Annotated in this window: 12 protein-coding genes and 1 other annotated feature; of the genes, 10 read left to right on the top strand and 2 right to left on the bottom strand. The window is 45.5% G+C overall.

Features of this window, described 5'->3' with window-relative positions; translation table 11 throughout:
- Nucleotides 1–16 precede the first annotated feature (16 nt).
- Nucleotides 17–235, top strand: a binding site (T-box leader).
- A 240-nt stretch (nt 236–475) separates the two neighbouring features.
- On the top strand, nt 476–3,109 hold the full coding sequence (locus AC2Q9J_RS07500; protein ID WP_499038605.1) for a valine--tRNA ligase: 2,634 nt from the start codon (nt 476–478) through the stop codon (nt 3,107–3,109).
- A 772-nt stretch (nt 3,110–3,881) separates the two neighbouring features.
- Here the strand turns inward: AC2Q9J_RS07500 and AC2Q9J_RS07505 are convergent.
- Nucleotides 3,882–4,646, bottom strand: a complete 765-nt coding sequence (locus AC2Q9J_RS07505) for an ATP-grasp domain-containing protein (protein WP_499038607.1) — start codon at nt 4,644–4,646, stop codon at nt 3,882–3,884.
- Complete coding sequence (locus AC2Q9J_RS07510) at nt 4,643–5,506, bottom strand: ATP-grasp domain-containing protein (protein ID WP_499038609.1); 864 nt, start codon at nt 5,504–5,506, stop codon at nt 4,643–4,645. The genes AC2Q9J_RS07505 and AC2Q9J_RS07510 overlap by 4 nt, the downstream gene beginning before the upstream one ends.
- 70 nt (nt 5,507–5,576) lie before the next feature.
- On the opposite strand from AC2Q9J_RS07510, the gene AC2Q9J_RS07515 reads away from it, so the two are divergent.
- From AC2Q9J_RS07515 to AC2Q9J_RS07555, 9 genes are all read left to right on the top strand, one after another.
- Nucleotides 5,577–6,767, top strand: coding sequence for a bifunctional folylpolyglutamate synthase/dihydrofolate synthase (locus tag AC2Q9J_RS07515; RefSeq protein WP_499038610.1), 1,191 nt, complete (start codon nt 5,577–5,579; stop codon nt 6,765–6,767).
- A 48-nt stretch (nt 6,768–6,815) separates the two neighbouring features.
- Complete coding sequence (locus tag AC2Q9J_RS07520; protein WP_499038612.1) at nt 6,816–8,519, top strand: sensor domain-containing diguanylate cyclase; 1,704 nt, start codon at nt 6,816–6,818, stop codon at nt 8,517–8,519.
- Nucleotides 8,520–8,737: 218 nt separating this feature from the next.
- Nucleotides 8,738–9,316: a PulJ/GspJ family protein gene (locus AC2Q9J_RS07525; RefSeq protein WP_499038614.1), complete on the top strand. Its 579-nt coding sequence runs from the start codon at nt 8,738–8,740 to the stop codon at nt 9,314–9,316.
- Nucleotides 9,317–9,333: 17 nt separating this feature from the next.
- Nucleotides 9,334–9,813, top strand: a complete 480-nt coding sequence (locus AC2Q9J_RS07530; protein WP_499038616.1) for a PulJ/GspJ family protein — start codon at nt 9,334–9,336, stop codon at nt 9,811–9,813.
- A gap of 22 nt (nt 9,814–9,835) precedes the next feature.
- Nucleotides 9,836–11,392, top strand: coding sequence for a hypothetical protein (locus AC2Q9J_RS07535; RefSeq protein WP_499038617.1), 1,557 nt, complete (start codon nt 9,836–9,838; stop codon nt 11,390–11,392).
- 36 nt (nt 11,393–11,428) lie between these two features.
- Complete coding sequence (locus AC2Q9J_RS07540; protein WP_499038619.1) at nt 11,429–11,854, top strand: hypothetical protein; 426 nt, start codon at nt 11,429–11,431, stop codon at nt 11,852–11,854.
- Nucleotide 11,855: 1 nt separating this feature from the next.
- A complete protein-coding gene (locus tag AC2Q9J_RS07545) occupies nt 11,856–13,229 on the top strand; it encodes a hypothetical protein (RefSeq protein WP_499038621.1) in 1,374 nt (457 codons plus the stop codon).
- Between the two features lie 22 nt (nt 13,230–13,251).
- Entirely contained in the window at nt 13,252–14,910 is a 1,659-nt protein-coding gene (locus AC2Q9J_RS07550; RefSeq protein ID WP_281864495.1) for a GspE/PulE family protein, read from the top strand.
- Nucleotides 14,911–14,913: 3 nt separating this feature from the next.
- Nucleotides 14,914–15,960 (top strand): type IV pilus twitching motility protein PilT, encoded by a 1,047-nt coding sequence (locus AC2Q9J_RS07555; RefSeq protein ID WP_499038624.1) that lies wholly within the window; start codon nt 14,914–14,916, stop codon nt 15,958–15,960.
- Nucleotide 15,961: the final 1 nt, after the last annotated feature.

The following is a 15,961-nucleotide window of genomic DNA, read 5'->3' on the forward strand; positions in this document are numbered from 1 at the left end:
ATGGATTTAATCAGATACTGATGCGTTGAAGAGGATAGTAGAATGTGCGTGCATTTCAGAGAGGAAACCGAGTGGTGAGAGGTTTTCATGGACCAGCATTTGAATGTCACCTCCGAGCAGATTCCGTGAACACGAGTAGCGGAACCCGGATGCGAATCCGTTATCGAACTTGAGAGCCAGGCTTTTTTTCGCCTGTGTATAAAGGTGGTACCGCGAAAACTCCTTCGTCCTTTAAGTAGAGACGACAGGAGTTTTTTTGTACCCTTTTTTAAGCTCAGGAAGATGCTTCAACCCATCAAAACCAAGCGCTATGGGAAAAAAGAGAAACTTCATTCAGTGGGGTTCTTGCCCACTGAATGTTAGTTGATCCATTCGGGTTTTTATGGTCAGTTGATCTCCCGTTCGAAGAACTGGGAGTCATACTGACCGTTAAAACGGGATAAAACCCGCAGCGACTAGACGAGGAGGAATCTCTATGACAGAACAGATGTCGACCAAGTATGATCCGCAATCGATTGAAAAAGGGCGTTATGATTGGTGGATCGACAACAAGTATTTCGAAGCTAAACCCGAAAGCGGCAAGACGCCGTATACCATCGTGATTCCGCCGCCGAACGTAACAGGCAAGCTGCACCTGGGCCACGCCTGGGATACGACGCTGCAGGATATTCTGACGCGTATGAAGCGTATGCAGGGATACGACGCGCTATGGCTGCCGGGCATGGACCACGCCGGCATCGCGACGCAGGCGAAAGTTGAAGGCAAGCTGAAGGAAGAAGGCAAGTCTCGCTATGACCTTGGACGCGCAGCTTTCCTTGAAGAATCATGGAAATGGAAAGAGGAATATGCAGGGCATATCCGCCAGCAATGGTCGAAACTGGGCCTTGGACTCGATTACTCACGTGAGCGCTTTACACTGGATGAAGGCTTGTCGAAAGCGGTTCGTGAAGTATTTGTTAAGCTATACGAGAAAAAATTGATCTACCGCGGTAAATACATCATCAACTGGGATCCGGCGACGAAAACCGCGATTTCGGATATTGAAGTTATCTACAAAGATGTGCAAGGCGCGTTCTATCATATGCGTTACCCGTTGACAGACGGCAGCGGCCACATCGAAATCGCAACGACGCGTCCGGAGACGATGCTCGGCGATACAGCGGTTGCGGTTCACCCGAAAGATGAGCGCTACAAGCACTTGATCGGTAAAACTGTGACGCTTCCAATTATTGGACGTGAAATGGAAATTGTAGCGGATGATTATGTCGACATGGAATTCGGAAGCGGTGCGGTGAAGATCACGCCGGCGCATGACCCGAATGACTTTGAAATCGGCAATCGCCATAACCTCGAACGTGTATTGATCATGCACGAAGACGGCACAATGAATGAAAATGCGGGCAAATACGAAGGCATGGACCGCTTCGAATGCCGCAAGCAGATTGTCAAAGACCTGCAGGACATGGATGTTTTATTCAAAATTGAAGAGCATCTGCATTCCGTTGGTCGTTCAGAACGCAGCGGGGCAGTAGTTGAGCCTTATCTGTCGACGCAATGGTTCGTCGATATGAAGCCATTGGCGCAAAAATCGGTGGATCTGCAGAAAGGCGAAAACGGCGTCAATTTCGTGCCGGAACGTTTTGAGAAAACCTACCTTCACTGGATGGAAAACATCCGCGACTGGTGTATTTCACGCCAATTATGGTGGGGCCATCAGATTCCTGCCTGGTATCATAACGAAACGAACGAAATATACGTAGGGCACGAGGCGCCGGCAGACGCTGAAAACTGGACGCAGGACGAAGACGTACTGGATACGTGGTTCTCGTCAGCATTGTGGCCGTTCTCGACGCTTGGCTGGCCGGAAGACAGCGATGAGCTGAAGAAATACTATCCGACTGACGTGCTGGTAACAGGCTATGACATCATCAACTTCTGGGTATCGCGCATGATTTTCCAAGCGCTGGAATTCACGGAAGAAAAACCGTTTGATGATGTATTGATCCACGGCCTTGTCCGTGATGCGGAAGGGCGCAAGATGTCGAAATCGCTCGGCAACGGCGTTGACCCGATGGATGTTATCGAGCAATACGGCGCCGATTCGCTGCGCTATTTCCTGGCAACCGCTTCATCGCCAGGCCAGGACCTTCGCTTCTCGATGGAAAAAGTGGAGAGCGTTTGGAACTTCGCCAATAAAATCTGGAATGCTTCCCGTTTTGCGTTGATGAACATGGAAGGCATGACGTATGAGGAAATCGATCTCAGCGGCAAGAAATCTGTAGCTGATTCATGGATCTTGACACGTCTCAATGAAACAATTGAACAAGTGACGTCGCTTGCTGAACGCTATGAATTTGGTGAAGTGGGCCGCCTGCTTTATAACTTCATCTGGGATGATTTCTGCGACTGGTACATCGAGATGGCGAAACTGCCATTATACGGGGAAGACGAAGATGCGAAGCGGATGACGCGTTCGGTTCTTGCTTACGTACTCGACAACACGATGCGTTTATTGCATCCGTTAATGCCGTTCATCACTGAAGAAATCTGGCAGAACCTGCCGACAAAAGGCGAGTCAATCACGATTGCCGAGTGGCCGAAAGTGGACCCGGCATTGACGGACCAAAGCCAGTCGTCGAGCATGAAGCTGTTGGTGGACGTGATCAAATCTGTACGGACGATCCGCGCGGAAGTTCAGTCGCCGATGAGCAAGAAAGTGCCGTTGACGATTTCGGCGAAAGACGCTGAAACGCACGCCGTGCTGGAAGCGAACTCCGCTTACATCGAACGTTTCTGCAACCCGGAAACGCTGACGATCGGACAGAATATCGAAGCGCCTGAAAAGTCGATGTCGGCAGTAGTATCCGGCGCGGAATTGTTCATGCCGTTGGAAGGCTTGATCGATATTGATGCAGAGCTTGCACGTTTGAATAAAGAGCTGGAGAAATGGGCGAAGGAAGTTAAGCTTGTTCAAGGGAAACTGTCGAACGAACGGTTTGTTTCAAAAGCGCCGGAAGCAGTTGTTGCAGAGGAACGCGCGAAAGAAGCGGACTATCTGGAAAAACACGCGACGGTTGAGAAGCGCATTGAGGAATTGAAGAATCTCTAAGATTTTTGGAAACAGATATTCCGCAAAACAGCTTGCTTTCGGGCCCACAGGAAGTGGGTGTCATGCAGTCGGCGCGACAGGACGTCGCGGTACCGACTGCCGGCTGCTCCCCAAGGCGTCTTCGCTGTTTTGCTCCATATCTTTGGGGATTTCTTTTTACTAAAATGATGCAATAAAAATAACCCCGATCAACTTCTATTTATCTAGAAGTTAATCGGGGTTTTCTTATAGGAATAAAATTTGAGAGAATATTAGATTGGAGAGTTAGTTCAGTGAATTTGCTAGCTGGAAATATTAACTAAAATTAATTGTAATTTCAATAGCGGCCAAATTAGAAAGTATTTCAGGCAAATTGGAAAGTATTTGAGGCAAAATGGAAAGTAAATTAGGTGAATTGGAAAGTAAGTCCAAATATTGGAAATTCAGTTTTAGAAAATGGCTCAAATTAGCGAATATGACTGCTCATTTTTACAAACTTTCCACTCAAAAAACGTAATGGACAGTAAAAGATGCTTAATGGACAGTAACCATGCTCTAACGGACAGTATTCAGCTGATAATGGACAGTAAACACACTCTAATGGACAGTATATCCAATTAACTGGAAATAACACTCGTATCTTACAATCCCAAACGACCCAATCAAACACAATACAAGGAAAAACCCGATCGGATCGGATGGTTTCCGCGCAGCGGGAACCATCCCAGGAACATTCGCCACGGCGAATGTTTTTCAAACCAAGCTCTTCACGCTCCAAGAAAGAAGAGTGATATTAGTCATACTTCTTCACTATATGCCTAACCAGCAATTCAGCAATATTCTCATCATGCGTCTGGTAGAAGGAGCGGGCGCCGACGGGGTCTTCGATTTCATTGAAGAGATGGCGTCCGTCTTCCAGCAGCAGAAAGTCGATGCCGATATAGTCGGCTTTTATAGCACGAGCTATTTTCAATATATGCAGTTCCTGAATAGAGTCTAATATGTATCGTTCAACTTGAGCACCCAGCGAAAAGTTTTTCTTGAAAGAAGTGTCCGAACTGCGTTTAACGGCACCAACCACTCTATCCTCAATGACATAAGCGCGTACGTCAGCTAGATGCGGGACGAGCGGTTGAAAGATAACGTCAGAAGCAAAAGCAGGTAATGATTCAGACGATTTCACAAACTCAACTTCCTGGCCACCGTGGCCGTCGACAGTCTTAGCGACACACGGAAATTCCTGCGGCTCACGGAAAGTGGGAATCGCAGGGACCCCGAGCATCTGAAACAGCTGATAAGACAGCCACTTATTATTGGCGATTCGGTTTGCTTCCGCGCGGTTCACAAGACGCGCGCCGCGGTCTTCCAGAAAACGCGCGGCTTCCGGGCGGCGGCAGCGAAACAGAACTGTTTGGGTTTTCAATTTCCCAACCAGGACATCCAATCCTTCTTCATCCCAATTGTCCCAGCAAAGCAATTCGAAATCAGCAAATCGCTGCAATTCCAGGATAAATGCTTCATTGCGCTTAGCGTCCGCGGTTTCGTACAATAGGATCATCGAACGTCCTCCAGTATATAAGCGATCATGGCGTCAGCGACATTGATGCCTGTGACATTAAGAATATTGCGGATATGGGCGGCGGCATTCACTTCACAGACAAGTGGCTGTTCATCGATATCGAACAGCAGATCCACTCCGGCGAATATAGCGCCTGTCGCACGAGCGGCCGTAATGGCGATGACTTTTTGCTCTTCTGTCAGTTCGATGGGGGAAGCTTCACCGCCGTTTGTGATGTTGGCGCGGAAATCGGTTTTGGATTCCCGGTACATGGCCGCTACGATTTCACCGCCTACGATGTTGACGCGGATATCGCGTCCACGACTCGATTCGACGAATTCCTGAAAGACGAAATCGATGCCGCGGAGCGCTTCCACTTTTTCGTAGAATTGATCTTCCGTTTCAATCAGATAGACTTTCATACCGAACGACCCGTGTCCTTCTTTGATGATCATCGGAAGGCCGAAACGTTCGAGCACTTTCTCGAAATAACCCGATTCCCGGATGGAGAAGGCGGAATAGACTTTCGGGGCAATAATGGTGGCAGGCATAGGCAGTCCCGCAGCTGCAAGCGCTATGTATTGCTTGGCTTTATTGTCACAGAGGTCGATGATTGCAGGATCGTTATAGACGGGAACGCCGCGGCTTTTCAGAAAATAGCCGAGGAGAATATCCTTGTCGAGCATGACTGCGAAGTCAGGCAGATCAACCTCAGTCGACAGATCCATCACGACATCATTATTTTTCATGACGCGGGTTTTGACACCCGCTCTTTCGGCGGCTTCCGCAACCAATTCCGCCTGGTCGATAAACTTTTCGGAGATTAAACTTCCATTATAAATGATCCAACATACGGCCATTTCCATTCCACCTTCATGCTATACTTATAGAAAAATTGTATCACGTTTACGGCTGGAAAAGAGGGGTTCAATGATTACAGGGCTGGATCATTATAAAAATAAATGGAATATTGCGTCTGATGCATCCATCAAACCTGGTTTGGATGCAATAAAACAGGCGCTTCAGGAACTGGGCAATCCACAGGACAATCAGAATTTCATACATATCGCCGGCACCAACGGCAAAGGTTCAACAGCGGCGTTCATCGCCGCTATACTTATGCAGCACGGAAAGTCAGTGGGGAATTTCTTTTCACCCGCCATTGAAAATGTGCACGATCAGATTCAAATCGACCGGGAGCCGGCAACTGAAGAGGATTTTGACAAAGCATTTGAACAGCTGTCGAAGATACAGACGCCATTAACCGATTTTGAACTGCTGACGGCGGCGGCTTTTCTTATATTTAATAGAAGAAAGCCGGATTTTGTCATCATTGAAGCTGGCATGGGTGGGCGATTTGACAGTACAAATGTCATCGATCCGCTGATTTCCGTCATACCGAGTATTTCGTTGGAACACACGAACTTCCTGGGCGGCACAATCGAGGAAATTGCCTGGCATAAAGCGGGAATCATCAAAAAAGGGAAACCGATAGCCATTGGCAGCTTGCCGGAAGAAGCTGAAAAGGTAATCAGCACCATAGCAGAAGAACTGGACTCGGAGATTATCAAGTCTAAAGACCTATTTCAAGGCGAATTAAAACTAAAAGGTGAGCATCAAAAAGCTAATGCCAATTTAGGGTTGATCACAACGAGGAAAATACTTAAAAACCAATTTAAAGAACATATGGGAATATTAGGGTTGGCGAATGCGGCACTTCCTTTCCGATTTGAAGAAGTGTTTCCAGATGTAATTTTTGATGGTGCCCATAACGAGGCAAGTGTAGAAGCGTTGGTCGAAACGGCGAGGAAAATCTATTCGGACCGCGAAATACATATAGTTATGGGGTTATTAAAGGATAAAGACCATGAAGTGATCCTGCGGAAACTGGAAACCATCAGTGACCATTTCACCTTCCTGGAGTTTGATAATGAGCGGGCTCTAGCTGCACAGATTTTATTTGCAAAAAGTAGTAGTAAAATAAAGACAATTCGAAATGATTATGATATATTACCTGTATCTAATAAAAATGAAGTGACAATAGTCACGGGTTCGCTTTACCTTTTAGCAATCCTGAGAAAACGAAATTATTCGATGTTTGAACATTACAGACCCGATTAATCAAAATTTCTTTGGCAATAGAGAGAACCTAGTAGGGGAGAAGTTGCTATGGATAATGTACAGAAAAGAAAAGTTGTTCTGTGGACGCTCTGGGCTCTCATTGTGCCGCCGGGACTCTACCTGATTTATCAATACTTCCCACCGCCCTCCATATCTCTGGTTGATGCCGCCGCTTATCTTGCATTCTTCATCTTAGCCTGTCTCCTGCCGATGAATATCAACGGGGTGCCGACTTATCTGGTGCAATGGCTGACAGTCGCCGTATTCCTGAAGTATGGACTTTTCGCTGAAGTAATTCTTTCGCAGATCACCATGCTGATCGTCATCTTGCGGCTGCGCACTTCCGAAAGCCTGAGCATCCGGATTCCTTTCAACTCCATGATGTTCTTTGCGATTTCCAGTTTGGCCGGTTTGTCATTCATCTTTGCGGGCGGCGAAATCGGATCGTTGGATCTTGGACATATCCTATTATATGGACTGCTGTTCCAAATGGTTTCAGTTATTTCGAATCAGATGATCCTCTATGTGTATGTCAGAATCCTCGGGGAGCATAAAGATTTCTTCTCGACTGATACCATTTGGGATTTCTCCATCACATTGCTGGTGTTCCCACTCGCTATCGCGTTATACATTTCCGAAACTTATATCGGTCTGACAGCGCTTTTGCTCCTCGGAATTCCGTTCTTCACGATGACCGCCATTATGCGCATGTATAATAACTCGGAAAAAGTGAACAGCGACTTGAAAAAAGCGGGCGAAATCGGCCATCAGCTGGCAGCGCGTCTGTCACCGGAAGAAGTGCTCGATCAGTTCGTCATTCAAGTAAACGATTTATTCCAGGCGGATTACGCCTATGTCATTGATTACCGGGACGGCAAGCTCTTGATGCTGCGGATGTTCGAAGACAATAAATTCCAATCTTTGGACGTCGAACCTGTTAAATACAATGAAGGCATTGCCGGCAACGCAATCGTCAACAATACATCTTATATCTATGACAATAAAGCGCAGTGGAAAGGAATCGCTAGCGGTTATATGCCAGCCGACACAGAAAGCCTGATGGCAACGCCGATTTCACGGAACAACCGAATCGAAGGCGTATTGGTTCTGGGGTCCAGAAGTAAACACGCATTTGTGCATCACCAATTGCAGATCCTGGATATCCTGAGTACGTACTTCGCGGTATCACTTGAAAAAGCGGGGCTGATCCAAAAAGCCATCGCGAAGAGCGAACGCTGCGGCCTGACGAAATTGTACAATTACCGCTATCTTGATGAAGCTCTTGAAAAGAGCATGGTCAAAGTCAATAACGGCGAACTGCGCAATCTGTCAGTGGTCATGATGGACATCGACCGTTTCAAAGGCATCAATGATAAGTACGGCCACCAAAGCGGCAATGAAATTCTAATTGCGCTTGCGAATCTGCTGACAGACATTGTCGGGAATGAGGGAACCGTCGCCCGTTACGGCGGAGAAGAGTTTGTAGTACTCCTTCCTAACTACAGTAAAGAACTCGCATTATTATTTGCGGAAAACATCCGTAAAGAAATTGAGAAGCGCGAATTCATGATCCAAAGCGATCTGGATGAAGACCGCAGCACGATTCCGATTAAGATCACCATGAGTATCGGAGTTTCTTCCGCACCCGACGACAGCGATGATGGAATGGCAATGATCCGCAACGCTGACCGTGCTCTCTATATCGGAGCCAAGCAGGCGGGAAGAAATAAAGTAGCAGCTTACACTAAATAAGACTGAAAGCCGGAGAGACGCCGGTTTTCAGTCTTTTTTACTATTCAAGAAAAATATTTGGTAAATATCTAAGAAATAAAGCAGAAAAATATGCAAAAAAATAGTGCAAGAAAAGAATTTAAGTGTAATAATGTTAGTAATTAGGATTTACATCATATGGTAGGCTTAATTTCCAATATTAGTATATTAACGATTAAATAGTCCATGGGGGGTTGGGAATGAGGAAATGCTCAGGCAACAATGAAAAAGGATTAACTCTGGTCGAAGTTCTGGCAGCGCTGGTTATTCTGGGTATCTTGTTTGTCGGCATCATGACGATTTTCCCGCAGATGACACTGTTTAATGAAAAGACGGAAGCGAAGTTGGACACCATGAACCTGGCGAGGCAGGAGATGGCTAAGATCAGTGATGGTTCCCTCTGGAAGAGGGAATATGACTCTTCTCTTGGAGAATTGCCAGAATTTTTATCTGAAATTCGTATTGAAAACGAAATGGCCAATTTAAATTATTTGGTAAATGCCAGTGATTTAGGGACTTCGGATTATAGACGTTTCTATAACAATAGCGGCGGTGATTATCTTTATATTGCTGATATATATACGATTTGCGAACCGTTTCAAAATCCTAATCCTGCCACACCACCTCCAAGCAGCACCAGTTGCGCGGAAGCGGACAAAATTAAATTATACAAAACCCATTTACAGGTGATGATTGAGACTCAACCGGGAAGTGGGACATATCGAGTCAGCAGTGAGACTTACTCATATATTCCATACAAGGAGACTGATATCAATTAGAGGGCTGGTGTAAGTTTATGAGCTTAAATCAAAAAGGTATAACGCTCGTTGAATTGATTGCAGCACTTGCACTGGTATCCATTATTGCAGTTGCTGCATGGACGACATTGAACATTGGCATGCAACACGGTGCAGCCGAAACGAGCAAAACAATGTTGCAGCAGGATGCAAATCTTATTGTCACTTCCCTATCAGCAGAACACAGAAAGAATGATGGGTACTTTCTTCGATTTATGAGTGGTCATTTGGAAATTAGTTCTTGTAAAGAAAATGATTTAACTGGCGCTTTAGATTGCGAATCTTTTAAAAGCATTACGAATAATTCTTATCAGTATTCCGGCAGTATCAACGGAACCGATTTTTCGGCCTGGAGCAGTACAACTTTGATCGAACCAAAAAAACAACATGTAGACTTCATCTTGAAAGTAGCAGATCCTATAAAAACTGCAAGGTCAGTTGAGTTAAAAACTACTTTTACCAGAATAATTACCGATTAATTATTTGAAGGGAGCAAAAAAGATGAAGTCTATAAAGAATCAGAGTGGTTATGCGTTATTGGTAGTCCTATTGATGGTCGTGTTGTTCATGGGGCTCGCTGCTACTTTTATGGCCGGGTCGTTAAGTAATGCAAAACAAGAGCAGACGATAGATACATCAAATCAGGCAGTAGCTTCTGCAGAAATGGGAGTTAAGTATTTCTCTACTGATTTCCAACATGAGATTGGAATTATAAAATCTCAAATAATTGAACTTACTCAAAATCGAATTAAAATTATTGTGGATTGTTTTAATGATGGTCTAGAGTCATGTGATGAGCAATCTGAACTGACAGCTTTAGAAGATCAAATTGATTTAGACATGAGAAATGAATATATAACAATGGTATTGGCTAAAGTTACCGATTTAGAAACTCTAATAGACATTCAGACAAAACCTTTTCCGAGTGAAGACGCACAATATGCTATCTCTGGAACGACTATAATAAAGCAGAATGCAGCAGAAGAAGATGTAGATCTAGCAAGTACTACAGATAAATTCATTAAATCATTGAGGGTGGAATTGGAACTGTCAGGAGAATCGAAAGGAACGAAAAAGTATCTAAAAGGAATTTTTACTGTCGAAGTACCTGTAACGTTCTTGTCAACAAGTGAAAGTCTGACGATTGAAACTCAAACAGTAGAAAATGCAGAATTAGACTATGAAGATATGTTCTTCGAATCTTGGCCAACGCAAACATGTGCTGCTTTAATGGCGGAAATGACTGCAAATCCATTAACAGTTGTAACAGAATGTCTTTTGGGACCAAATGACAAAGCTTCTGATTTTGTAGACTATCTTTTGGATAATGACCTTGATCCAAAAGACTTTAAAATTTTTACTAATAATTTTGAAGGCAATGTCTGTGAAAACAGTTGTAACAACATGTCATTAAGCGGAATCACTGTTGTAGTTGATTCATCAGCTTCTGGTCTCGTCAAAAACAGTGGAAATCTTAACTCTTTTTCAAGTATTAATTTAATAGTTGATGGCCATCTAGATCCTAAAAATATGAACAGTCTTGGTAAACATGGAGATTCTCAAACGATGGTATTTAGAGAATTGACTGTAACTGGAAATATTGAAGGTGGCGGTTTGACTAATGCAAACTTACTCATACTAGGTAATGAATATACGGAAGCTGAACTTGCTGCTACTGATTTCGAAGGGGATTCCAGAATGGATTTCCAAGGGAATTTAACTATCGGTGATAATGGAAGAATTTGTTTTGACTTAGACAGAATAGATCCTGATCATGTTAGCAAACTAGCTAGAATAGCAACATTTGCTCATGATAATACAACCGGCCAAATTATCTATTACACTTCGGATTTGACAGAAAATCGTTTCTTTTTAACAAATAGCACAGGCACAGTCGAAGATGTGGAAAGAACACAGAAGTATGTGAGTGGTTTTGATAAATACACGAGTTTCTTAAGCAGCTGTGGAATCGATGTTACGAATACGACTACCGAAATTACAGACGTGCCCTATCCATATATACTAGATCCTGGATTTGGACTTGACGTCGAATACTAAACAGAAAAAGCACCACCAACAAAGGGGGATTCACATATGATCCAAATTTTCATCACCATCATAGCAGCGGCGCTCATCCTGCCGCTTGCTTACTTCCAGTTTAAAGAGACTCCTCTTCCGAAGAGAATGCTGATTGCCGGCTCAATCGTCGCAGCAGCATTCGTTTCGGCTTTTCTTCAATTGCTCGAGTTCGCGTTCTATATCCCGTTATTGGCGATTGTCGCGATTTCCATGATCGGAGCAATCGTTTACGCGAAAATCGATGAAATGGAAAAAGCGGAGAAACGCCGCATCGCGGACGAGCGAAAAGAGAAACGCCAAAAGACCGTTCAGGTGGAAACAGGTTCTATAGAAGAAACTGCGCCTGCAGCGAAAACAGAACGCTCACTATACGATGAACCAGTACAAGAGAAGAAATCATTTGCCATGCAGACAATCGGTGTGGGCGGGGAGGAGCGTTAAGTTGGATAATCAAGTATTTGGAAAGACCTTATTGACGATCACTTCTTCCGCTCTTCTTGTGTTCGGTGTTGCCAACGCCGGCTCGTTTGCTGCAGATAAATGGCTGTTCCCGGCTCAGGAGTTCGGGAGCAATACATATATCGGTACAACGGATGTTTCGAACATGGAATTGACTGATGCCCGTCTCCTATTCACAGGGAAGGTGGAATCCTGGCGCTCAACTGCTGAATTGATGGTCACTTATCAGGATGTTACAGCATCTTATCCATTGGATAATGCAAAGATTTTATTAGACGAAACGGTTGCCAGCGCACAGACCGGCGCGCAGAATGATTTCGTCTTCGAGCTGTCGGAAGATTCAACGCGTACATTCCTGGAAAGACAATTTCCGGTAGCGGTTTTTTCAGCGGCCGATATTACAGCGATCAATGAAAAACTGGAAATCGCCTTGCAATCAGGCCAGGCGATGAGCCGTGTGACCATCAGTGATGACACTTTAGGCGTCAGCTATGAAACGGTCTCTGAAACTTCGTGGAGCCATTCCTTCACAAGCTCAGGTGCACAGGAAGTCGTCAAAGCTTTGAGCGATTACAAAATTGAAGCGGGCACCCAATTTTCTTTCCTTGATTTTATCACTGAAATGCAGCCGGCTGATGTTACGGACGAAGACCTTACAAAAATCGCTTCTGTAATTTACGCATCCGTATTAAAAACCAATTTCCTGGTCGACGAACGCAGCATTGGAGCGGCCGTGCCAACATCAATTCCGCTAGGGCAGGAAGCTGCCATCAACCGTACGCTTGGAATCGATTTGGTATTTACGAATGTGAATGCCAGTGCATTCAATCTGCAATTATCGGCAGATGGCACACGTTTAACATCTAAAATCGCAGGCATGCCGTTTGTGAATACGTATGAACTTCTTACAGGCAGTGCGCAGGAACTCGAGCCGCGCTTGATCCGCCAGTTCAGTGCATTTGTTAGTTCCGGCAGAGTAGTGGAAGAAGAAGGCCGTGATGGTGTGATTGTGGAAGTATCCCGCGCAGTCAAATCGGACGGCAAAGAACTGGAAGTGGAAGTCGTTTCTACAGATTTCTATCCGCCAGTCCATCGCATCGAAGTGTATCCGCTGACGAAAGCGGAAGCTCCAGCTCCAGTTGCGAATCCGGATGGAACGATCACGAATCCTGACGGAACGATCACACATCCTGATGGCACTATAAAAAATCCGGACGGCACAATCGTCATTCCGACACCAACGCCGACTACGCCGCCATCAACGGCTCCGGTTATCGACAGCGATCTGGACGGCATACCGGATGATGAAGAGAAAGATCCAGAATATGATAAAGGTGGAAATCAGATTGATCCTTAACCGTTATGAAGGGGGTGGGACTTTGGCAGTCAGAAGAAAGAAACTTGGCGATTTATTGATCGAACAAGGCCTATTGACCGAAGAAGAATTACTCAGCGTACTTGAGGGCAAGCAAAGCGACCAGAAAATCGGGGATGCTCTTTTGCAAAGAGGAATCATCACCGAACAGCAATTGATCGAAACACTGGAAGTGCAGCTTGGGATCCCACACGTTACGCTTTACCGTTATCCATTTGACCCAAAATTATTTAATATGGTGCCAAAAGAAGTCGCCAAGCGGAAAATGCTTGTTCCGCTGAAACGTGAAAACGACAAATTATATATCGCAATGACCGATCCGATGGATATCATCACTATCGATGATTTACGTCTTACGACTGGTTTCAACATCGAGCCGGCAATTGCGTCAAAAGACGATATTATGAAAACCATTGCGAAATACTATGATGAAGAATCCTACGATGACCTCTTAGACGAATTGCCGGAAGTGACGAAGGAGCAGCAGGAAGAACTGAATGACCTCGATGCACCAATCGTGCGTCTCGTGAACCAAATTCTTTCGAACGCCGTATCGCAAAAAGCAAGTGATGTCCATTTCGATCCACAGGAGAATAAAGTCTTAGTGCGCTATCGTATTGATGGGTCGCTCCGCACGGAACGCACTTTGCCGAAAACGATGCAGCAAATGGTCACAGCACGGATAAAGATTTTAGCGAACCTCGATATTACTGAAAACCGCATACCTCAAGATGGCCGGATCAAGACGAACGTCGACTTCCGACCTATAGATCTCCGTGTATCGTCGTTGCCGACCGTGTTCGGTGAAAAAATCGTTATGCGGATTCTGGATCTCAGTGCCAACTTGACTGATATCTCAAAGCTTGGCTTTAACGATACGAACATGGAACGCTTTATGCGGGAAATCGAAAAGCCGAACGGCATCGTATTGATCTCCGGCCCGACCGGTTCCGGTAAATCTTCGACGCTTTACGCGGCATTAAATAAACTCAATAGCGAAGAAGTGAATATCATCACCGTAGAAGATCCGGTTGAATATCAACTTGAAGGCATCAACCAGATCCAGGTGAACTCGAATGTCGGTCTGACATTTGCGGCAGGTCTTCGTTCCATCCTTCGTCAAGATCCCGACATCGTCATGGTAGGGGAAATCCGGGACAAGGAAACAGCGGATATTTCCATCCGTGCCTCGCTAACGGGCCACTTGGTTCTCAGCACGATTCACACGAACGATTCGATTGCTTCGATTACGCGTCTGATGGACATGGGCATCGAGCCATTCCTGGTAACAGCGTCACTCAATGCAGTAGTCGCACAGCGTCTGATTCGTAAAGTATGTCGGGATTGCCGCGCCATTGAACCAGCGACGGTGCGTGAGCAGGAGATTTTCGCCAAACGCGGCTTAACGATTGACGTAGTTGCACGCGGCAAAGGCTGTCCGCAATGCAATATGACCGGTTACCGTGGCCGGATGGCAATCCATGAAGTGCTGGTAGTTGATGAAGATATGAAGAACATCATCAACAGAAACGGTTCAGCTGCAGAAATCCGTGAAATTGCCGTGAAAAATAAAACCATCTTCCTGATCGACGACGGCTTATTAAAAGTGAAGGAGGGCATGACCAGCACGGAAGAAGTTCTCCGCGTTGCGATTGCAGAATAGACTATGCTGACTACAACTACGTTTATCGATAAAGTTTTAACTGCAGCCAAAGAATTGAATGTTTCCGATATCCATTTGACGACCGGCATCCCTCCGGTTTTCCGGATGCACGGCACATTGCGCCGTTACGGAGAAGAAATTATTACACCAGATCATTCAGAAGCAATCGGCAGAGCAATCATGCCAGAATCATTATGGGACACGTTCCTTGAAAAAGGGGAGATGGATTACTCCTACGCGATATCTGGAATCGGCCGTTATCGAGTGAACACTTTCCATCAACGTGGTTCGATTTCACACGCATTTCGTGCGATTCCAACAGTGGTGCCAACAGTCGATGATTTGAAAATGCCACAGATATTAAAGAAACTGGCTGAAATTCACCAAGGATTAATTTTGGTGACGGGTCCGACGGGTTCTGGTAAATCAACAACGCTTGCCGCTATGATTCGCCATATCAATGAAGAAATGACGAAGCATATCATTACACTGGAAGATCCGATTGAGTACCTGCACAGACATGGTACGTCCATCATCGACCAGCGCGAAGTCGGATTTGATACGAACAGTTTCGCAAACGGTTTGCGCGCAGCACTCCGTCAAGATCCTGACGTAATCCTGGTCGGTGAGATGCGTGACTTGGAAACCATCATGACTGCCATCACTGCCGCTGAAACAGGTCACTTGGTAATGGGCACACTGCATACATCGAGTGCCGCCACTACGATCGAGCGGATTATTGACGTGTTCCCGCCTGAACAGCAATCACAAGTTCGGACACAGCTTGGCGGTATTTTGAAAGCTGTTGTCGCTCAGCGATTATTGCCTACAGCCGATGGCAAGGGCCGAGTTGCCGCAACGGAGATCATGATATCTAATCCGGCCGTAGCCAACTTGATCCGTACCGAAAAAGTGCACCAGATTCCAAACGTCATCCTGACGAACCGTGCCGCTGGCATGCACATGATGTCAACATCAGTGCAAGAACTTTTGGCACAAGGCAAGATAACAAGACAAATCGCTCAACCTTTCCTGGAAGGAGAGGAGTAAG

The sequence above is a fragment of the Planococcus sp. RAB007_Raresut genome (assembly GCF_057369535.1).

What these genes read in the sequence shown, in the direction of transcription:
- AC2Q9J_RS07530 (WP_499038616.1), top strand. Translation starts at nt 9,334, where the DNA reads ATGAGCTTAAATCAAAAAGGTATAACGCTCGTTGAATTGATTGCAGCA.
- AC2Q9J_RS07515 (WP_499038610.1), top strand. Translation starts at nt 5,577, where the DNA reads ATGATTACAGGGCTGGATCATTATAAAAATAAATGGAATATTGCGTCT.
- AC2Q9J_RS07510 (WP_499038609.1), bottom strand. Translation starts at nt 5,506, where the DNA reads ATGGCCGTATGTTGGATCATTTATAATGGAAGTTTAATCTCCGAAAAG.
- AC2Q9J_RS07520 (WP_499038612.1), top strand. Translation starts at nt 6,816, where the DNA reads ATGGATAATGTACAGAAAAGAAAAGTTGTTCTGTGGACGCTCTGGGCT.
- AC2Q9J_RS07535 (WP_499038617.1), top strand. Translation starts at nt 9,836, where the DNA reads ATGAAGTCTATAAAGAATCAGAGTGGTTATGCGTTATTGGTAGTCCTA.
- AC2Q9J_RS07525 (WP_499038614.1), top strand. Translation starts at nt 8,738, where the DNA reads ATGAGGAAATGCTCAGGCAACAATGAAAAAGGATTAACTCTGGTCGAA.
- AC2Q9J_RS07540 (WP_499038619.1), top strand. Translation starts at nt 11,429, where the DNA reads ATGATCCAAATTTTCATCACCATCATAGCAGCGGCGCTCATCCTGCCG.
- AC2Q9J_RS07500 (WP_499038605.1), top strand. Translation starts at nt 476, where the DNA reads ATGACAGAACAGATGTCGACCAAGTATGATCCGCAATCGATTGAAAAA.
- AC2Q9J_RS07555 (WP_499038624.1), top strand. Translation starts at nt 14,914, where the DNA reads ATGCTGACTACAACTACGTTTATCGATAAAGTTTTAACTGCAGCCAAA.
- AC2Q9J_RS07505 (WP_499038607.1), bottom strand. Translation starts at nt 4,646, where the DNA reads ATGATCCTATTGTACGAAACCGCGGACGCTAAGCGCAATGAAGCATTT.